At 70.0% G+C, this 18,527-nt stretch carries 23 protein-coding genes; 16 read left to right on the top strand and 7 right to left on the bottom strand.

All coding sequences use genetic code 11. From position 1 onward, the window contains the following. The first annotated feature begins 102 nt into the window (after nt 1–102). A complete protein-coding gene (locus A5730_RS15255) occupies nt 103–480 on the top strand; it encodes a YraN family protein (RefSeq protein WP_055403245.1) in 378 nt (125 codons plus the stop codon). After that, nucleotides 480–1,991, top strand: coding sequence for a YifB family Mg chelatase-like AAA ATPase (locus A5730_RS15250; RefSeq protein ID WP_067901824.1), 1,512 nt, complete (start codon nt 480–482; stop codon nt 1,989–1,991). Before A5730_RS15255 ends, A5730_RS15250 begins: the two co-directional genes overlap by 1 nt. A gap of 14 nt (nt 1,992–2,005) precedes the next feature. Here the strand turns inward: A5730_RS15250 and A5730_RS15245 are convergent, their stop codons facing one another. Next, a complete protein-coding gene (locus A5730_RS15245) occupies nt 2,006–2,281 on the bottom strand; it encodes a DUF4190 domain-containing protein (RefSeq protein WP_067901821.1) in 276 nt (91 codons plus the stop codon). A 113-nt stretch (nt 2,282–2,394) separates the two neighbouring features. On the opposite strand from A5730_RS15245, the gene dprA reads away from it, so the two are divergent. Genes dprA through A5730_RS15225 form a run of 4 tightly spaced genes read left to right on the top strand, consistent with a single transcriptional unit; the run spans nt 2,395 to nt 6,580 of the window. Further along, nucleotides 2,395–3,561, top strand: coding sequence for a DNA-processing protein DprA (dprA, locus tag A5730_RS15240; protein ID WP_067901818.1), 1,167 nt, complete (start codon nt 2,395–2,397; stop codon nt 3,559–3,561). A 31-nt stretch (nt 3,562–3,592) separates the two neighbouring features. Next, a complete protein-coding gene (locus A5730_RS15235) occupies nt 3,593–4,444 on the top strand; it encodes a siderophore-interacting protein (protein WP_067901815.1) in 852 nt (283 codons plus the stop codon). A 42-nt stretch (nt 4,445–4,486) separates the two neighbouring features. Beyond that, complete coding sequence (locus A5730_RS15230) at nt 4,487–5,650, top strand: lactate 2-monooxygenase (RefSeq protein ID WP_067901812.1); 1,164 nt, start codon at nt 4,487–4,489, stop codon at nt 5,648–5,650. Nucleotides 5,651–5,683: 33 nt separating this feature from the next. Next, nucleotides 5,684–6,580: a tyrosine recombinase XerC gene (locus tag A5730_RS15225; protein ID WP_067901809.1), complete on the top strand. Its 897-nt coding sequence runs from the start codon at nt 5,684–5,686 to the stop codon at nt 6,578–6,580. A gap of 15 nt (nt 6,581–6,595) precedes the next feature. On the opposite strand, the gene A5730_RS15220 is transcribed toward A5730_RS15225, so the two are convergent. Then, entirely contained in the window at nt 6,596–7,090 is a 495-nt protein-coding gene (locus tag A5730_RS15220; RefSeq protein WP_067901806.1) for a M23 family metallopeptidase, read from the bottom strand. A 262-nt stretch (nt 7,091–7,352) separates the two neighbouring features. Between A5730_RS15220 and rpsB the strand changes: the two genes are divergently transcribed. From rpsB to A5730_RS15205, 3 genes are read left to right on the top strand one after another with little or no spacing between them, the layout of a single operon-like run. Next, a complete protein-coding gene (gene rpsB / locus A5730_RS15215) occupies nt 7,353–8,186 on the top strand; it encodes a 30S ribosomal protein S2 (RefSeq protein ID WP_067901803.1) in 834 nt (277 codons plus the stop codon). A gap of 1 nt (nt 8,187) precedes the next feature. Further along, the gene (tsf, locus tag A5730_RS15210) at nt 8,188–9,003 is read left to right on the top strand and encodes a translation elongation factor Ts (protein ID WP_067901800.1); all 816 of its coding nucleotides are present in this window, start codon (nt 8,188–8,190) and stop codon (nt 9,001–9,003) included. Nucleotides 9,004–9,034: 31 nt separating this feature from the next. Continuing rightward, nucleotides 9,035–10,441 carry an amidase gene (locus A5730_RS15205; protein ID WP_067901797.1) on the top strand — a complete coding sequence of 469 codons (1,407 nt, stop codon included), beginning with the start codon at nt 9,035–9,037 and terminating at the stop codon, nt 10,439–10,441. On the opposite strand, the gene A5730_RS15200 is transcribed toward A5730_RS15205, so the two are convergent. Beyond that, nucleotides 10,442–10,864, bottom strand: a complete 423-nt coding sequence (locus tag A5730_RS15200; RefSeq protein ID WP_055403234.1) for a MarR family winged helix-turn-helix transcriptional regulator — start codon at nt 10,862–10,864, stop codon at nt 10,442–10,444. Nucleotides 10,865–10,957: 93 nt separating this feature from the next. On the opposite strand from A5730_RS15200, the gene A5730_RS15195 reads away from it, so the two are divergent. Together A5730_RS15195 and A5730_RS15190 are read left to right on the top strand one after the other, a co-directional pair. After that, complete coding sequence (locus A5730_RS15195) at nt 10,958–11,371, top strand: ChaB family protein (protein ID WP_067901794.1); 414 nt, start codon at nt 10,958–10,960, stop codon at nt 11,369–11,371. Nucleotides 11,372–11,425: 54 nt separating this feature from the next. Further along, the gene (locus A5730_RS15190) at nt 11,426–11,755 is read left to right on the top strand and encodes a DUF2795 domain-containing protein (RefSeq protein ID WP_067901791.1); all 330 of its coding nucleotides are present in this window, start codon (nt 11,426–11,428) and stop codon (nt 11,753–11,755) included. 12 nt (nt 11,756–11,767) lie between these two features. Here A5730_RS15190 and A5730_RS15185 read toward each other — a convergent pair whose 3' ends face one another. Together A5730_RS15185 and A5730_RS24985 are read right to left on the bottom strand one after the other, a co-directional pair. Next, nucleotides 11,768–12,607 carry an SDR family oxidoreductase gene (locus tag A5730_RS15185; RefSeq protein WP_067901788.1) on the bottom strand — a complete coding sequence of 280 codons (840 nt, stop codon included), beginning with the start codon at nt 12,605–12,607 and terminating at the stop codon, nt 11,768–11,770. Nucleotides 12,608–12,657: 50 nt separating this feature from the next. Then, nucleotides 12,658–12,828: a hypothetical protein gene (locus A5730_RS24985; protein WP_197506267.1), complete on the bottom strand. Its 171-nt coding sequence runs from the start codon at nt 12,826–12,828 to the stop codon at nt 12,658–12,660. Between the two features lie 309 nt (nt 12,829–13,137). Between A5730_RS24985 and A5730_RS15180 the strand changes: the two genes are divergently transcribed. Together A5730_RS15180 and A5730_RS15175 are read left to right on the top strand one after the other, a co-directional pair. Next, nucleotides 13,138–13,698 carry an MPT63 family protein gene (locus tag A5730_RS15180; protein WP_067901785.1) on the top strand — a complete coding sequence of 187 codons (561 nt, stop codon included), beginning with the start codon at nt 13,138–13,140 and terminating at the stop codon, nt 13,696–13,698. 105 nt (nt 13,699–13,803) lie between these two features. Beyond that, complete coding sequence (locus A5730_RS15175) at nt 13,804–14,739, top strand: lysophospholipid acyltransferase family protein (RefSeq protein WP_067901782.1); 936 nt, start codon at nt 13,804–13,806, stop codon at nt 14,737–14,739. A gap of 22 nt (nt 14,740–14,761) precedes the next feature. Here the strand turns inward: A5730_RS15175 and A5730_RS15170 are convergent, their stop codons facing one another. Together A5730_RS15170 and A5730_RS15165 are read right to left on the bottom strand one after the other, a co-directional pair. Beyond that, a complete protein-coding gene (locus A5730_RS15170; protein WP_067901779.1) occupies nt 14,762–15,508 on the bottom strand; it encodes a response regulator transcription factor in 747 nt (248 codons plus the stop codon). A gap of 132 nt (nt 15,509–15,640) precedes the next feature. After that, the gene (locus A5730_RS15165; protein ID WP_067901776.1) at nt 15,641–15,877 is read right to left on the bottom strand and encodes a CsbD family protein; all 237 of its coding nucleotides are present in this window, start codon (nt 15,875–15,877) and stop codon (nt 15,641–15,643) included. Nucleotides 15,878–16,214: 337 nt separating this feature from the next. On the opposite strand from A5730_RS15165, the gene pyrH reads away from it, so the two are divergent. The 3 genes from pyrH to A5730_RS15150 all read left to right on the top strand — a co-directional run bounded on the left by pyrH (nt 16,215) and on the right by A5730_RS15150 (nt 18,514). Beyond that, on the top strand, nt 16,215–16,985 hold the full coding sequence (pyrH, locus tag A5730_RS15160) for a UMP kinase (RefSeq protein ID WP_067901773.1): 771 nt from the start codon (nt 16,215–16,217) through the stop codon (nt 16,983–16,985). Between the two features lie 16 nt (nt 16,986–17,001). Beyond that, nucleotides 17,002–17,559, top strand: coding sequence for a ribosome recycling factor (gene frr / locus A5730_RS15155; RefSeq protein WP_067901770.1), 558 nt, complete (start codon nt 17,002–17,004; stop codon nt 17,557–17,559). A gap of 133 nt (nt 17,560–17,692) precedes the next feature. Continuing rightward, nucleotides 17,693–18,514 carry a phosphatidate cytidylyltransferase gene (locus A5730_RS15150; protein ID WP_369829885.1) on the top strand — a complete coding sequence of 274 codons (822 nt, stop codon included), beginning with the start codon at nt 17,693–17,695 and terminating at the stop codon, nt 18,512–18,514. Nucleotides 18,515–18,527: the final 13 nt, after the last annotated feature.

Raw genomic sequence — 18,527 nt, 5'->3', positions numbered from 1 at the left:
CGCCTTCGGCCCCGTTGTGCATGGACGCGGCACTGGGGATAACCGATCGTGGCGCGAGTCGCCAAGGCCCGCCTTGTCGGACCGATCGCGCACCGTGGCCGCATGACCACCGAAACACCCATGACCCGGGCGCAGCTGGGGGCGATGGGCGAGGCGCTCGCCGTCGACCACCTGACCCGGATGGGACTGCGCATCCTGCACCGCAACTGGCGCTGCCGCTACGGCGAACTCGACATCATCGCGTGTGACGAGACCGCCCGCACGGCGGTGTTCGTCGAGGTGAAGACCCGCACCGGTGACGGCTATGGCGGGCTGGCGTGCGCGGTCACCGAACGCAAGGTTCGCCGGCTGCGCCGCTTGGCCGCGCTGTGGCTGGCCGGCCAGGACACGCGCTGGGCGGCGCTGCGTATCGACGTGATCCGGGTGCGGGTCGGCCGGCGGCGCACCCCCGAGATCACGCACCTGCAAGGGATCGGCTGATGGCGCTGGGTCGCGCGTTCTCGGTCGCCGTGCGCGGGGTGGACGGACAGATCGTGGAGATCGAAGCCGACATCACCAACGGGCTGCCGGGCGTGCATCTGGTGGGTTTGCCCGACGCGGCGCTGCAGGAGTCCCGCGACCGGGTCCGGGCGGCGGTGAGCAACTGCGGCAACGACTGGCCGATGTCGCGGCTCACGCTCGCGCTGTCCCCGGCGACGCTGCCCAAGATGGGGTCGGTCTACGACATCGCCCTGGCCGCGGCCGTCCTGTCGGCGCAACGGAAAACCCCGTGGGACCGCCTGGAGAAGACGGTGCTGCTGGGCGAGCTGTCGCTGGACGGTCGGGTGCGCCCGGTGCGCGGCGTGCTGCCCGCGGTGCTGGCGGCCAAGCGCGACGGCTGGCCGGCCGTCGTCGTCCCCGCGGAGAACCTGGCCGAGGCCAGCCTGGTCGACGGCATCGACGTCTGGGGGGTGCGCACGCTGCGGCAGCTGCAGCGGTGGCTCGGCGGGTCCGCCGCCTTGGAAGACAGGATCACCACGAGGGCCACGGAGCCGGAGCCCTCGGCGGATCTGGCCGACGTGGTCGGTCAGACGCAGGCGCGGTTCGCGGTGGAAGTGGCCGCGGCCGGGTCGCACCACCTCATGCTCACCGGGCCGCCGGGCATCGGCAAAACGATGCTCGCGCAACGGCTTCCGGGTCTGCTGCCGCCCTTGTCGGAGAGCGAGTCGCTCGAGGTCACCGCCATCCATTCGGTGGCCGGGCTGCTGTCGGGGGACACGCCGTTGATCACCACGCCGCCCTTCGTGGCGCCGCATCACAGCTCGAGCGTGGCCGCGCTCGTCGGCGGCGGTTCGGGCATGGCGCGCCCGGGCGCGGTCAGCCGCGCGCACCGCGGGGTGCTCTTCCTCGACGAGTGCGCCGAGATCAGCGTCCACGCGCTGGAAGCGTTGCGAACCCCGTTGGAGGACGGGGAGATTCGCCTCGCCCGGCGCGACGGGGTGGCGTGTTATCCGGCCCGGTTCCAGCTGGTGATGGCCGCCAACCTGTGCCCGTGCGCGCCCGCCGACCCGCAGGACTGCATGTGCGCGGCGGCGGTCAAGCGCCGCTACCTGGGCAAGCTGTCCGGGCCCCTGATGGACCGGGTGGACCTGCGGGTGGAAATGCACGCGGTGCGCGCGGGCGCGTTCTCGGGTGGCCAAACCGAGTCGACGGCGCAGGTTCGTCACCGCGTGGCGCAGGCCCGCGCGGCGGCGGCCGAGCGGTGGCTACCGCATGGGTTTCGCACCAACGCCGAGGTCAGCGGGGTGCTGTTGCGCCGCAAGTTTCGTCCCGGCACCGCCGCGATGGCCCCGCTGCAACAGGCGCTGGATCGTGGCCTGCTCAGCATTCGGGGCCTGGACCGCACCCTGCGGGTCGCGTGGAGTCTGACCGACCTGGCGGGCGGGGTGGCGCCGGGGCCCGAGGAGGTCGCGGCCGCGCTCAGCTTTCGGCAGCCGGGAGCCCACCGATGAGCGCCGGCCGCCGGTCACCAGTACACCTTCGTCAGCCAGTCGTTGTGGCCGCCCCGCACCGCGATCGCGACGGTCACCAGGATGGCGAACGCCCGCGCGAACTGCGCCATCGCGCGGCCGCCCTCGCCGCGCCGTTCCATGTCGCGCAGCGCGACGGACGCGAGGACGCCGCTCAGGATCGGAATCGGCAGGCCGCACCAGCTGATCAGGCTCAGCGCGAAGGCGGTGATCGCCCACGGGTTCACCGGGCGGGCGGGCGCGGCGAGCCGCGTCGGCGGGCAGATGATCATTGTTCGCTCCTTTCGTCGCCGGCTGCGCGATGGCGAATGGGGGGCCACGACAACACATTCGCGTATGGGGCTCAACGGATTCTTGGTGGATTCTTGGGACCTGGAGCACGGCGATGCTGACCGCGGTCGACGACCCCGCGCTGCGCGCCTGGGCGTACCTGTCCCGGGTGGCCGAGCCGCCCTGCGTCGAGCTCGCCACCCTGGTCCGTCGCGTGGGCGCGGTGGAGGCGGCCGACCGCGTCCGCCGCGGGGACGTGGACGACGAGCTGGCGCGGCACACCGAGGCGAGACGCGAAATCGACTGCGCAGCAGCCGATCTGGAGCTGATCGCCGGGCGCGGGGGGCGGTTGATCACGCCCGACGACGACGAGTGGCCGGTGCTCGCGTTCGCCGCGTTCGCCGGCATCGCGGCGCGCGGCCGCGGTGGGGCGCCGCTGGTGTTGTGGGCGCAGGGCCCGGTCCGGCTCGACGAGGCCGCGCACCGCGCGGCCGCGGTGGTGGGAACCCGGGCCGCGACGGCTTACGGCGAGCGGGTGGCCGACGACCTGGCGGCCGGGCTGGTGCAACGCGACGTGGCCGTCGTCTCCGGCGGCGCCTACGGCATCGACGGCGCCGCGCACCGGGCGGCGCTGGCCGTCGACGGGATCACCGTGGCCGTTCTCGCCGGCGGGCTCGACATTCCGTATCCCAGTGGCCACTCGGCCCTGCTGCATCGCATCGGCCAACACGGGCTGGTCTTCACCGAGTACCCGCCCGGTGTGCGGCCGGCGCGGCACCGATTCCTGACCCGCAACCGCCTGGTGGCCGCCGTGGCCGGGGCCGCGGTGGTGGTGGAAGCGGGCCTGCGCAGCGGCGCGGCCAACACCGCCGCCTGGGCGCGCGCGCTGGGAAGGGTGGTGGCCGCGGTGCCCGGGCCCGTGACCTCATCGGCGTCGGCCGGATGCCACGCTCTGCTGCGTGACGGCGCCGAACTGGTCACCCGGGCCGACCACGTCGTCGAGCTCATCGGCCGCATCGGCGAGCTGGCGGCCGAGGAACCGCGCCCGGCGACGGCGCTCGACGGGCTCGGCGACGCCGAGCGCCGGGTCTACGAGGCGCTGCCGGGCCGCGGCGCCGCCACGGTCGAGCAGCTCGCGGTCGCCTCGGGGCTGGTGCCCGAGCGGGTGCTCGGGCCGCTGGCGATTCTCGAGCTGGCGGGGTTGGTGCGCCGCCAGGAGGGCAGGTGGCGACTTGTCCGGGCCACCGGCGGCCAAGCTGCGGCGACGGCGCGGCTCGTATAGTCGACGGGGGTCGGAGGGAACAGGAGGACAAGTGGCGGGTCGACCTCTGCAACGCTTCGAGGTTGTCGATACCAAGGAACTCACACCGCACATGGTCGCGGTCGTGCTGGGCAGCAAGGACTTCGACGCCTTCGTGCCCACCAAGTTCACCGACTCCTACGTCAAGTTGGCGTTCGTCGCCGACGACGTCGACGTCCAGGCCTTGCCCCAGCCGTTGACCCTGGACAGCTTCGCCGGCCTGCCCCCCGAGAAGCGGCCGTCGGTGCGGACCATGACGGTCCGCCACGTCGACCCGGCGGCCCGCGAGATCACCCTGAACATCGTGGTGCACGGCGAGCACGGCATCGCCGGCCAATGGGCCGCGTCGGCCGAGCCCGGCCAGCGGATCTTCCTGATGGGCCCCGGCGGGGCCTACACGCCCGATCCGGCCGCCGATTGGCACCTGTTCGCCGGTGACGAATCGGCGCTGCCGGCCATCGCCGCGGCGCTGGAAGCGTTGCCCGCCAACGCGGTTGGCAAGGCGTTCATCGAGGTGGCGGGCCAGGAAGACGAGATCCCGTTGACCGCGCCGGAGGCCGTCGAGGTGCACTGGGTGTATCGCGGCGGGCGGGCCGACCTGGTCCCCGAGGACCGCGCCGGCGACCACGCCCCGCTGATCGAGGCCGTCACCACCACGCCGTGGCTGCCCGGACAGGTGCACGTCTTCATCCACGGCGAGGCGCAAAGCGTGATGCACAACCTGCGGCCCTACATCCGCAAGGAGCGCGGCGTGGACGCGAGGTGGGCGTCGTCCATCTCCGGTTACTGGCGCCGCGGGCGCACCGAAGAGACCTTCCGGCAATGGAAGAAGGAACTGGCCGAGGCGGAGGCCGGGACCTCGTAGCGGGTTCGTCGGCCGGACCGCGGGCTGGCATCCTCTACTTCCATGGCGCATTTCGGGGACTACCAGAACGAGATCTACCTGCGCGGGCTGGGCGGGGTGGTGCCCCAGTTCCCGATGGCCTTCGCGGAGCTGGAGGCCAAGGCCGCAACGGCGCTGCCGCCGTCGGTGTGGTCCTACGTGGCGGGCGGCGCCGGCAACGAGCGCACCCAGCGCGCCAATTGCGAGGCCTTTGACCGGTGGGGGCTGATCCCGCGCATGTTCATCGGCGCCGCCGAACGCGACCTGTCCGTCGAGCTGTTCGGCCTGACGCTGCCGGCACCGGTGTTCATGGCGCCCATCGGCGTCATCGGCATCTGCGCCCAAGACGGCCACGGCGACCTGGCCACCGCGCGGGCGGCCGCGGCCACCGGCGTGCCGATGGTCGCCTCCACGCTGACGGTCGACCCGATGGAAGACGTCGCCGCCGCCCTGGGCGAGACCCCGGGGTTCTTCCAGCTGTACACGCCCAACGACCGCGAGATGGCCGCCAGCCTGGTGCAGCGCGCCGAAGCGGCCGGATTCAAGGGCATCGTCGTCACCCTCGACACCTGGGTGACGGGCTGGCGCCCCCGCGACCTGAGCACCTCCAACTTCCCCCAGCTGCGCGGGCACTGCCTGGCCAACTACACCAGCGACCCGGTCTTCCGCGCGGGCCTGTCACGCCCGCCCGAGGAGGATCCGCAGGGCGCCGTGCTGCGCTGGGTGCAGCTCTTCGGCAACGCGCTCACCTGGAATGACCTGCCCTGGCTGCGTTCGCTCACCGACCTGCCGCTGCTCGTCAAAGGCATCTGCCACCCCGACGACGCCCGGCGCGCCAGGGACGGCGGCGTCGACGGCATCTACTGCTCCAACCACGGCGGCCGGCAGGCCAACGGCGGCCTGCCCGCGCTCGACTGCCTGCCGGGCGTGGTCGAGGCGGCCGACGGCCTTCCGGTGTTGTTCGACTCCGGCGTGCGCAGCGGCGCCGACATCATCAAGGCGCTCGCGCTGGGCGCGACCGCGGTGGGCATCGGCCGGCCCTACGCGTACGGGCTGGCGCTCGGCGGGGTCGACGGCGTCGTGCACGTGCTGCGGATGATGCTGGCCGAAGCCGACCTGATCATGGCCGTCGACGGGTATCCCGAGCTGAAAGATCTCACCCCGGACACGATGCGGCGCGTCGACTGAGCCAAACCCGCGGCGCCTGCCAACGTTTCAGCTGTGGAGGCAGTCCTCGAGGAGTTCGACCAGTACCTGGAGCTGCAATGCGGCCGGTCGGCGCACACGCGCCGGGCCTACCTCGGCGACCTGCGCTCGCTGTTCGCTTTCCTCGAGGACCGCGGCGCCGGGCTCGACGGGCTGAGTCTGCTTCTCTTGCGTTCGTGGTTGTCGGCCGCGGCCACGGCCGGCGCGGCCCGCACGACGCTGGCCCGTCGCACCTCGGCGGTCAAGGCGTTCACCGCATGGGCGGTGCGGCGCGGTCTGCTGACGGGCGATCCCGCGGCCCGGCTGCAGGTGCCGAAGGCGCACCGCACCCTGCCGGCGGTACTGCGCCAAGACCAGGCGCTCGACGCGATGGCTGCCGCGAAATCCGGTGCCCAACAAGGGGATCCGATGGCGTTGCGGGACCGGCTGATCGTCGAGATGTTGTACGCCACCGGGATCCGGGTGAGCGAGCTGTGCGGCCTGGACGTCGACGACGTGGACGCCCACCATCGGCTGATCCGGGTGCTCGGCAAGGGCAACAAGCAGCGCACGGTGCCGTTCGGGACGCCGGCCGCCGAGGCGCTGCGCGCCTGGCTGGACGAGGGCCGGCCCGCCCTGGCGACGGCCACCTCGGGGCCGGCCCTAATGCTGGGCGCGCGGGGCCGGCGGCTCGACGTGCGCCAGGCTCGCACCGTTGTCCACCAGACCGTCGCCGCGGTGGACGGCGCACCCGACATGGGGCCGCACGGCCTGCGGCACAGCGCGGCGACGCACCTGCTCGAAGGCGGGGCCGACCTGCGGGTGGTCCAGGAGTTGCTCGGCCATTCCAGCCTGGCGACCACGCAGCTCTACACCCATGTCGCCGTCTCCCGGCTCCGGGCGGTGCACGATCAGGCGCACCCGCGGGCCTGAGTGTGGGCGCCGACGTCAGCCCCGCAACGGCTTGAGCCGGATCGGCGTCGACTGCACCAGGCCCACCGGATCGACGTAGTGGGCGCCGGACGCCGGACCCCACATCGCGCCCCAGTGCAGGCAAACCGGCGCCGGGCAGCCCGCGTGCCCGGCCTCCAGCGTGCCGATCACGGTCGCCGCGGTCACCGGCTGACCCACCGACACCGCCGCCCGGACCGGCTCGTAGCTGGTCCGCAACCCGCCCGGATGGGCCAGCGACACCACGGGCCGTCCGGCCAGCTGCCCGGCGAACACCACGGTGGCGTCACCGGCGGCGTACACGCGCTGACCAGGCGCGCCGGGCAGGTCGACCCCGCGGTGCCCGGGCTTCCAGTCCGGTGCCGGGGCGTCGAACCCGCGGGCGACTGGCGGGGGAGGCCGCAGCGGCCAATCCAGCCGAGGACCGTCCGCAACCGCCGGCGCCACGCTGAGCACCGCCAGGCACAGCAGCGGCCAGACAACCCGTCGCATCGGCTCAGTTCATCGCCGGGCGGGCCCCCGCACCACTCAGCCCGCCCGGTGCTGTGCAAAACCACCTGCTGAGTCGGTGTAAACTGCTGGTCGCAGCTCGTTCGCGGGCTGACTTCGCGCGTCTGCACCGCGTCTCCCGTACCACTAGGAGTTCGCACCGCGTGCCGAGCGGTCCCCTGACGGGGTTCGGCATCGCAGCAGGCGCCAGGGCCCGGCTTCACCCGACGCCGGGCGACAACCGAAACAAAGGAATGGCATCACCATGGCCGTCGTGACCATGAAACAGCTGCTGGACAGCGGCACCCACTTCGGGCACCAGACCCGGCGCTGGAACCCCAAGATGAAGCGGTTCATCTTCACCGACCGCAACGGCATCTACATCATCGACCTGCAGCAGACGCTGACCTTCATCGACAAGGCGTACGAGTTCGTCAAGGAGACCGTCGCCCACGGGGGGTCGGTGCTGTTCGTCGGCACCAAGAAGCAGGCGCAGGAATCGGTCGCCGCGGAGGCGACCCGCGTCGGCATGCCGTACGTGAACCAGCGCTGGCTGGGCGGCATGCTCACCAACTTCTCGACGGTGCACAAGCGATTGCAGCGCCTCAAGGAACTCGAGGCGATGGAGCAGACCGGCGGCTTCGAGGGTCGCACCAAGAAGGAAATCCTGATGCTGACCCGGGAGAAGAACAAGCTGGAGCGCAGCCTGGGCGGTATCCGCGACATGGCCAAGGTGCCCTCGGCCATCTGGGTCGTCGACACCAACAAGGAGCACATCGCCGTCGGCGAGGCCCGCAAGCTGGGCATCCCGGTCATCGCGATCCTGGACACCAACTGCGACCCCGACGAGGTCGACTACCCGATCCCGGGCAACGACGACGCGATCCGCTCGGCCGCGCTGCTGACCAAGGTGATCGCCTCCGCGGTCGCCGAGGGGTTGCAGGCCCGCGCCGGGGTCGGCCGCGGCGACGGCAAGCCCGAGGCCGAAGCCGCCGAGCCGCTGCCGGAATGGGAGCAGGAACTGCTGGCCTCGGCCGCTGCAACCGCCGCCCCCACCGAAGCCGCTGCGGGCGCACCCGAACCAACCACGGAAGGCTGATATGGCCAACTTCACCGCCGCCGACGTCAAGAAGCTTCGGGAGCTCACCGGCGCCGGCATGCTCGACTGCAAGAACGCCCTGTCCGAGAGCGACGGCGACTTCGACAAGGCCGTCGAGGCGTTGCGCATCAAGGGCGCCAAGGACGTCGGCAAGCGCGCCGAGCGCGCCACGGCCGAGGGTCTGGTCGCGACCAAGGGCGGCGCGCTCATCGAGCTGAACTCCGAGACCGACTTCGTCGCCAAGAACGCCGAGTTCCAGAAGCTCGCCGACGACATCGTCGCCGCGGCCGCCGACTCCAAGGCCACCGACGTCGACGCGCTCAAGTCCGCCACGACCGCTGGCAAGACGGTCGAGCAGGCCATCGCCGACCTGTCGGCGAAGATCGGCGAGAAGCTCGAGCTGCGCCGCGTCGCGTTCTTCGACGGCACCGTCGAGGCCTACCTGCACAAGCGTGCGGCCGACCTGCCGCCGGCCGTCGGTGTGCTGGTGGAATACACCGGTTCCGACGCGGAGGCCGCGCATTCCGTCGCGCTGCAGATCGCCGCGCTCAAGGCGCGCTACCTGTCGCGTGCGGACGTTCCCGAGGACGTGGTGGCCAGCGAGCGCCGCATCGCCGAGGAAACGGCCAAGGCCGAGGGCAAGCCCGAGCAGGCGCTGCCCAAGATCGTCGAGGGCCGGCTGAACGGTTTCTTCAAGGACGCGGTGCTGCTGGAGCAGCCGTCGGTGTCCGACAGCAAGAAGACGGTCAAGGCGCTGCTCGACGAGGCCGGCGTGACCGTCACGCGGTTCGTGCGCTTCGAGGTGGGCCAGGCCTAAGCCCCGCGCCTAGGCGGGTTAGCGTCGATCCATGCGACACGTGCACGCGTTCGGCGACGACGCCCTCGGTGATCTGGACGCGGTCGGCCTCGCCCACGCGATACAAGCCGGCTGGGTCAGCAGGGCGGAGGTGGTCGAGGCCGCCATCGCCCGCACCGAGGCCGTCGACCCGGTGCTCAACGGCCTGGCGTACGCCGCCTTTCAGCAGGCCCGAACGGCGGCGCCGGCGCAGGGCTTCTCGCGGTTTTTTGAAGGCGTGCCCACGTTCCTCAAGGACAACGTCGACATCGCCGGGCAGCCGACGATGCACGGCACCGACGCGTGGACGCCGTGGAACGCCACCTCCGACGGCGAGTTCACCCGCCTGTTCCTGGCCACCGGGCTGGCGCCCGTCGGCAAGACGCAGCTGTCGGAATTCGGTTTCAGCGCGTCGGCCGAGCACCCCCGCCTGGGGCCGGTCCGCAACCCATGGAACACCGATTACAGCGCCGGCGCGTCGTCGTCGGGCTCGGGGGCGTTCGTCGCCGCGGGCGTGGTGCCGATCGCCCACGCCAACGACGGCGGCGGATCGATCCGCATTCCCGCGGCCTGCAACGGCCTCGTGGGCCTCAAGCCGTCCCGCGGGCGGCTGCCGCTGGACCCGCACCTGCGCCGGATGCCGGTGGGCATCGTCGCCAACGGTGTCCTGACCCGGTCGGTGCGCGACACCGCGGCGTTCTACCGCGAGGCCGAACGCATTTGGCGCAACCCGAACCTGGCGCCGATCGGCGACGTCACCGGCCCGGGCAGGCAGCGGTTGCGGATCGCGGTCGTGACCCGCTCGGTCCAGCGCGAATGCAGCCCCCAGGTGCGGGAGCTGACGCTGAAATCGGCCGGGCTGCTCGAGGAGTTGGGCCACCGCGTCGAGCACCTCGACGAGCCCCCGGTGCCGGCCAGCTTCGTCGACGATTTCGTCCTGTACTGGGGATTTTTGGCGCTGGCCCAGGTGCGCAGCGGGCGGCACCTGTTCGGCAAGACCTTCGACCGCACCCGGTTGGACAGCCTCACGCTCGGCCTGGAACGGCACACCGCCCGCAACCTGCACCGGCTCCCGCTGGCGATCATGCGGCTGCGCCGGATTCGCCGGCGCACCTCGCGGCTGTTCGGCACCTACGATGCGGTGCTGACCCCGACGCTCGCCGAAGAGACGCCGCGGATCGGGTATCTCGCCCCCACCGACTACCGCCAGGTGATGGACCGGCTGACCGACTGGGTCGCGTTCACGCCGCTGCAGAATGTCACCGGCGAACCGGCGCTCTCGCTTCCGCTGGAGCAGTCAGAAGACGGCATGCCGGTGGGCATGATGCTCTCCGCCGACCTCGGCCAGGAGGCGCTGCTGCTCGAGCTGGCCTACGAACTCGAGCAGGCGCGGCCTTGGGCCCGAATCCAGGCGGCGTGATCAGCCGTCGGAGCCGAGCTTGTCGAGCATCCGCTTGAATTCGCGCTGCTGAGGTTCGGTCAGCTTGGCCAGGATGCGGGCGTCGGCGGTGCGCACCGCGCCCTCCGCCCGCTTCAGCAACGCGCGGCCCTGGCCGGTCAGCGTGGCGGGCAGCGCGCGACCGCTGGACACCGATGTCGGACGCTCCACGGCGCCAATGTCTTCCAGCTTGCGCAACACCGTGTTCATCGCTTGCGGCGTGACACTCGCCTGCCGGGACAATTCGGCGCTGGACATGCCCGGAGCTATGGAAAGCATTCGCATGCAGACGAATTCGGGCAGGGTCAGCCCGAGCGGGCCCAACACGGCGGAAACCTCGGGTCGCAGCAAACTCGCCACCCGGTACAGCAGGTAACCGAGCGGGGCGTCTTCGGCCTGAACCATGTCAACCATATTGACATACTTTGCGCGATCAACGGGACCTTCGGCGCACAAAGTCCTGATTGCCGGCCCGGCAGAGGGGTAACCCAAGTCCTTATGCCCAAGACGACGAAAGGCGGCAAGCCGAAGAAAGACGAATTGCCGAGCACTTTGCGGCGTTCCAACGCCAAAGCGCAACGCACGTTCGCCAAGACGCACGACGCGGCCGCCGACGAATACGGCAGCGAAGAGCGCGCCCACCGGGTGGCCTATTCGGCCCTCAAGCACAGCTTCGAAAAGGTCGGCGACCATTGGGAGCCCAAGGCGAAGAAGGGCCCGTCCGACGAGCGCGCCGAGAGCGGTGGCCCACGCGCCTCGGGCGAGACCGCCGAGGGCGTGGACGCGAACGCCAGCAAGCAACACCTGCTCGACCTCGCCCGGCGGCTCGACATCAGGGGCCGGTCGACGATGAGCAAGGCGGAACTGGTCGACGCGATCAAGAAGCACAACCGCAGGGTGCGCGGCCGCTGAGAAACGTGTCCTGCGACTCGTTTAGACCAAGGGTCACCGGGCATCCCGACAGCCATGGTTGCGTCCACTACCCCCAGTCAGTTGCGCCAGTGCCTCAACGATGTGGACTTCCCGGCGAACAAGCAGGACCTGCTTGACGCCGCGGGCCGTAACGGCTGCAACGACGACATGATCCGCGCGCTGCGGGGCATTCCGCCCGAGACCTACAACAACGCCGCCCAGGTGGCCGCGTCGGTCACCATCGCCGACGATCGCGACACCCAGGACGGGGACAGGGCCGCGGCGCGTCGCACCCACACCAAGCCGGGCCTGGCCGAAAGCGCGAAGGACATTGGAGTCCAGAGCCCCATCGTCGAAGAACTCGGCGAGAACCGCGGCTCCTAACAGCTTGTCGCGCTAAAGAATTGGCCGGCCTCCGGTCACCGCCACCCGGGCGCCGGAGATGTAGCTGGCGTCGTCGCAGGCCAGCAGCACATAGACGGGGGCGAGCTCGGCGGGTTGTCCGGCGCGTCCCAGCGGCGTGTTGTCGCCGAACGATTCGACGCTGTCCGGCGGCATGGTCGAGGGGATCAGGGGCGTCCATATCGGACCGGGGGCCACGCTGTTCACCCGAATTCCCTTTTCGCCCAACAGCTGAGCGAGGCTGGCCGAGAAGTTCGCGATCGCCGCCTTGGTCGCCGCGTACGGCGCAAGGGTGGGATTGGGCGTATCCGAGTTGACCGACGAACTGCCGATGATCGACGAGCCTGCGCCCATGTGCGGCACGGCCGCCTTGGCGAGGTGGAAGTAAGCACCGACGTTTAGCCGGAACGTGTAATCCCATTCCTCGTCGGTGATTTCGTCCAGGCTCTTGTGCATCATCTGGTAGGCGGCGTTGTTGACCAGGATGTCGATGCCGCCGAGTTCCTGGACGGCGCGATCGACCACGGCGCGGCAGTGCGCCGCATCCGACAGGTCCCCGGGCATCAGCACGCACTTGCGCCCCGCGTCCTCCACGTAGCGGGCGACGTCGCGGGCGTCGTCGTCCTCGTTGAGATAGGAGATCAGCACGTCGGCGCCCTCGCGCGCGAACGCGATCGCGACCGCGCGGCCGATGCCGCTGTCGCCGCCGGTGATGATCGCCCGCTTGCCCGCGAGTTTTCCCGAGCCCTGGTAAGTGTTTTCGCCGCAATCGGGAACCGGCGTCATCTTCGCCTGCACACCCGGGGCGGTTTGTTGCTGAGGCGCAAAGCCCATCGGTTTCCCCTTATTCGTGATCGAGAAATATTGCCGGCAATCGCGCGCGGTTACCGTTCGCTTGGACCCGCGGTGGGAACGTCGGGATCGTCGTCGGCCGGCGGTTCGGGGTCGCGCCATTCTTCGGCGCGGTTCGACCGGTTACCGCGCAGCGTGCCCTCCAATTCGTGCTTGAGTTCCTCGTCCTCCCGCGGACTGTGCTTCGAGCTGCCGCGTTCCATGACGGCCCCTTTCGTCCTCGTCGCCTTCGCCTGGCTCCGACTACCCGCCAGGGCTGGGGCTAATCGCTCGTCCCGGGGGTCGCGGTGGCCGGCGGCGCGTCGATGCGGCGACGTGAATAGCGATACGGATGTAAATAACTGATGCGAAAGGTGCTGTCCAACAAAACAACCGCGTTCCGGCAGCTAACGGCCCGAAAATTGCGAATTTAAGCGAACGCACATGTTTAAAGCGGACGGCTAATGGATATGTGCCGCCTAGTGCGTATTGCCCTTACGGGGGGCGATTGTTCGACACGAAAGGAATGAGCAATGAAGGTCAGCAAGACGGCCGTCAAGACCGCTGCAGCTGCCGGGGGTATCGCGGTGGCAAGCGTTTTCGCCGCGGCGACGGCGTCCGCCGCACCGCCCAACATCCAGGGTTTCGGCACCAGCGAGCAACTCGTCGACGGGCCGCTGGTCACCAACTACACGGTCAGCAACCTGCAGCCGAGCAACGTCGCCATCCCGGGGTACACGCCCAAGGGAACGCTCTACCAGGCTGACGTCACCGCTCGGTCGGACGGCGGGCTGGTGACCCCGATGGTCAACGACTTCATCGCGCGCGGCCCCAACGGCCAGAACTACCGCGTGATCGACAAGGTGGGGGTGCCGAACGGCCTGAACCCCGCGCCCATCCCGCAGGGCAGCGAGTCCACCGGGACGCTGTACTTCGACGTGACCGGCGCGCCCCCGAACGGCGTCGTCTACAACGACGGATTGCAGGACATCCTGATGTGGACGTCGAACGTGCCGAGCGCCGCTGCGCCGGGGGCCCCGAGCCCCAGCCCGAGCCCCGCGCCCGGTGCTCCGCCCAGCCCGACACACACCTAATCCGGCTTGCGGAAAAGCTCCCCGCGTCGCGTGCGACGCGGGGAGGTCCGCTTTTAAGGGCCCGGGTGTTGCATCGTGTGGGCGCGAATCGGGTACCCGGCAGCCATGAGTAATCCCGATCACAGGCCGGCCGCCGTCCGCAAGCAGGCGCAACGGAACGTGGAGCGAGCGCGTTCGACCATGGAGGAGAAGCGCAGCGATCAGCGGGGCGGGGTCAGCGGCTGGGTCGCCGAGCGCGCGGGCAGGTGGGACCTCAGCGGGCAGGACGAGAAGACCCTGCAGCGGCAGAAGTATCTGTGGAATGTGCTGGTGGACTACTGGTTTCGCATGGAAATCGACGGTTGGGAGAACATTCCGGAACCGCCTGCGTTGCTGATCGGGATCCACTCCGGCGCTCCCTTCGTGTGGGATGCCTGGACCGTCGGCCTGCAATGGTGGCGGCGGTTTGGGCAGGAACGCCCGCTGCACGGCACCGCTCACGACGCGTTGATGGCGATCCCGATGATCGGCCGGTATTTCCGCTCGATGGGTGTGCTGCCGGCCGCCCCCGACGCGATCGCCACCGCCTTGGCCGAAGGGCGGGACGTGGCGCTGTGGCCCGGCGGGGAGGTGGACTCGCTGCGCCCGTGGACCGAGCGTGACCAGGCCAACCTGGCGGGCCGAAAAGGCTTCGTGAAGATGGCGATTCGGGCCGGCGTGCCGATCGTGCCGATCGCCACGGTCGGCGGCGGCGACGCCATGCCGGTGCTGATCCGCGGCGACAAGCTGTCGAAAGCCCTACAGCTGGACCGCCTGCTTCGCCTCAAGGTGTTCCCCCTGGCGGTTTCCCTGCCGTGGGGGATCGCCCCGGCGGCGCTGCCGCAGCTGCCGCTGCCGGCCAAGATCAGGACCCGGTTCATGCCTCCCGTAGAGCTCGACCACGATCCGGCGCGCGCGGAGGACGAGGCCTACATCGACCGCAAGTACAACGAGGTCCAGGACGCCATTCAGGACGGAATGGACGCGCTCGCGCGCAAGCGCGCCTTCCCGCTGTTCGGCTGAAAGCCGTACTGCCACAAGAAGATCAACTCGCGGGTGTCAACCCCGGCTCGGGCGCCGGCTGAGTCGTCGCCCCCGCCGGCGTCGGCGCCGCCTCGCTGACGATCCATTCCGAATGCGGGGGAGTCGCCGCCTGGTAACCGACGCCCCGGACGGTGCCGATCATCGACTGGTGCTCGGCACCGAGCTTGGCGCGCAGCCGCCGGACGTGAACGTCGACGGAACGGACCCGGCCGTTGCACTCATAGCCCCACGCCTCGTGCATCAGGCGGGTGCGGGTGAACGGCCGGCCGGCGTGCTCCACCAGGAAACTCAGCAGCTTGAACTCGGTCAGCGTCAGACCCAGGTCCTTGCCCTCCAGCGATCCGGTGAAACTCGTCGGGTGCAACAGCAAGGGCCCGTATCTCAGGCTGCCGTCGACGGCGCTGCGCCGGTGGGCGATAGCGCGCCCCAGCCGCTCCTGCAGCTCGTCCGCGTCGGCGCCGGGGGCCACGACATCGTCGACGGTCCAGTCTTCGCCGACGGCCACGTCGCCGGCCGGTGCCACCACCGCCACCACCGCGGTGGCGGGAGCGTCCGTCGTCAGCCGACGGCACGCGGTCTGGGCCGCCTCGGCGTCGCCACGAGCGTCGACTATCGCCACGTCCCCGCAATTGGCCGGCCCGTGCCCGTCACCGGTGAGCGGTGCGCGCCGCATGGTCCGCACGAACGAATTCAGGTGCGGCAGAACGCGATCGAAGTCGTCCGCGTCGGTCAGCAACAGCACGTCCAAACGACATCTCCGAAATCTGTGGTTCTGCCAGCGCAGCGCTGAATACCCGCTCGTCGGGAAACTATGCAAAGCCCCCAAAAAGGTCGATGGGCCCGGTCCGTGTGCACAGACCGAGCCCATCCTCCCAGCAAGCTACTGATTGGCCTTCTGGCGCTCCTCAGCCGCCTCGGCGCCGCCTCGCGCCGCCTCGGCCTCGGCTTCCTTCTTCGCCGCGTCGCGCTGTGCTTCCGCCTTGTCCTGCTGGGCCTGGCCCTCGCGGGTGAGGTCGTCACGACCCGCCACCGCGCCAACGGCCTCCTTCGCCTTGCCCTTGACGTCCTCGACGACGCCCTTGACGGCTTCAGCAGGTCCCGAGTTGTTGTCCGCCATGGATCAGTTCCTCCTAGTAGGCGTACTTTTGAGCGATCCGCCGGCCGCCACGCGGCCGGTCCGGTCCTACGGCGAGGCCGGCCCTTGTTTCTCAAGACCGAAAATTCCCACCGCGATGCTGCGGATTCCCCCAGTCGCCCATCGCTCAAACATCCGTGGTCCGACGAGGGTCCGCCGCCGGTGTCACCTGCGCCGATAGCCGCGAAAAGCCGCCGGGATCGCCAACTCTGCGCATAACGCACCCCACCGGCACCGCGTTGTGCTGCGATGAGGCAGGATGTGAAATGCCGTTCCGGATGAGCTCACGCCGGGATGGCACTCTCATGCGAGGAGCCTGATGACGGAGTCCAGGGAGCCCACGGCGCCGGAGAATGGATCAGTTGCCGGGCAGCCGCGAACGCGGCCCAAGTACTCCAGGGTCTTGCTGAAGCTGGGCGGCGAAATGTTCGGCGGCGGCCAGGTCGGGCTGGATCCCGACGTCGTGGCGCGGGTGGCCCGCCAGATCGCCGAGGTGGTCCGCGACGGTGTTCAGGTCGCGGTCGTCATCGGCGGCGGCAACTTCTTCCGCGGCGCGCAGCTGCAGCAGCGCGGCATGGAACGCACCCGTTCGGACTACATGGGCATGCTCGGCACCGTGATGAACAGCCTGGCGCTGCAGGACTTTCTGGAAAAGGAAGGCATCGTCACGCGCGTGCAGACCGCGATCACCATGGGTCAGGTCGCCGAGCCCTACCTACCGCTGCGGGCCGTTCGCCACCTGGAGAAGGGCAGGGTGGTGATCTTCGGGGCCGGCATGGGGCTGCCGTACTTCTCCACCGACACCACGGCCGCGCAGCGGGCGCTGGAGATCGGCGCGGAGGTGGTCCTGATGGCCAAGGCGGTGGACGGGGTGTTCTCGGCGGACCCGCGGGTGAATCCGCAGGCCGAGCTGATCGCCGCGATCAGTCACCGCGAGGTGATCGACCGGGGGCTGCGAGTGGCCGATGCCACGGCGTTCAGCCTGTGCATGGACAATGGCATGCCGATCCTGGTGTTCAACCTGCTGACCAATGGCAATATCGCCCGCGCGGTCGCCGGTGAGAAAATCGGGACACTGGTCACCACCTGAGGGGAAGTGCGAAGAAATGATTGACGAGGCTCTCTTCGACGCTGAAGAGAAAATGGAGAAGGCCGTAGCGGTGGCCCGTGACGACTTGTCAACCATTCGGACCGGCCGCGCCAACCCGGGCATGTTCTCCCGGATCGCCATCGACTACTACGGCGCCACCACCCCCATCACGCAGCTGGCCAGCATCAACGTGCCCGAGGCGCGGCTTGTCGTCATCAAGCCCTACGAGGCCAGCCAGCTGGGCGCCATCGAAACGGCGATCCGCAACTCCGATCTTGGCGTCAACCCCACCAACGACGGCACCCTGATCCGGGTGGCCGTGCCGCAGCTCACCGAGGAACGACGCCGCGAGCTGGTCAAGCAGGCCAAGGGCAAGGGCGAGGACGCCAAGGTTTCGGTGCGCAACATCCGCCGCAAGGCGATGGAGGAGCTGCACCGCATCCGCAAGGATGGCGAGGCGGGCGAGGACGAGGTCGGTCGGGCGGAGAAGGACCTCGACAAGACCACCCACCAGTACATCACCCAGATCGAAGACCTGGTCAAGCACAAAGAAGGCGAGCTGCTGGAGGTCTAGCGGCCCCCAGTAGCTGAGTTCACCCAGGTCCGTGGCAACCACCGGCGCAGCCAGCCCGCCCGACGAGCCGGCGCCTGAGGCCGAGGAAACCACCTCGCCGCCGGCCGAGAAGACGTCCCGGGCGGGACGCGACCTGCGCGCCGCCATCGCCGTGGGCGCCGGCATCGGCGGCGTCCTCATCGTGACGCTGGTGTTCGCGCCGCGCTTCTGGGTGGCCATCGTCGCGATCGCCATCCCGGTCGCCACCCACGAGGTGGTGCGGCGCCTGCGCGAGGCCGGCTACGTCATCCCGCTGGTCCCGCTGCTGATCGGCGGTCAGGCCACCGTCTGGCTGACGTGGCCGTACCACGCCGCCGGCGCCCTAGGCGGTTTCGGCGCCACCGTGGTGGTCTGCAACGTCTGGCGGCTGTTCATGCAGGACAACCGCAAACGGCCCGAGCCGTTCGCCGGGTCGCCGTCGGCCAACTACCTGCGCGACGCCTCCGCGACCGTGTTCCTGGCCGCCTGGGTGCCGCTGTTCGCCTCGTTCGGCGTCCTGCTGGTCTACCCGCAGGACGGCGCGGGCCGGGTCTTTTGCCTGATGGTTACCGTCGTCGCCTCCGACGTGGGCGGCTACGCGGTGGGCGTGCTGCTCGGCAAGCACCCGATGGTTCCGGCGATCAGCCCGAAGAAATCCTGGGAGGGGTTCGCCGGTTCGCTCTTCTTCGGCATCACCGCGGCGATCCTGACCGCGACGTTCCTGGCGGGCAAACCGCCCTGGATCGGCGCGCTGCTGGGTGTCGTGCTGGTCCTCACCTGCACGCTGGGGGATCTGGTCGAGTCACAGATCAAGCGCGACCTGGGCATCAAGGACATGGGCCGGCTGCTGCCCGGCCACGGCGGCCTGATGGACCGGCTCGACGGCGTGCTCCCGTCGGCGGTCGCCGCGTGGATCGTCCTGACGCTTCTTTCCTAGGTTTTCCGGGCAG

The organism is Mycobacterium sp. ACS4054 (assembly GCF_001667275.1).
Classification (GTDB): domain Bacteria; phylum Actinomycetota; class Actinomycetes; order Mycobacteriales; family Mycobacteriaceae; genus Mycobacterium.
This window is presented reverse-complemented; position numbering and strand designations above follow the sequence as displayed.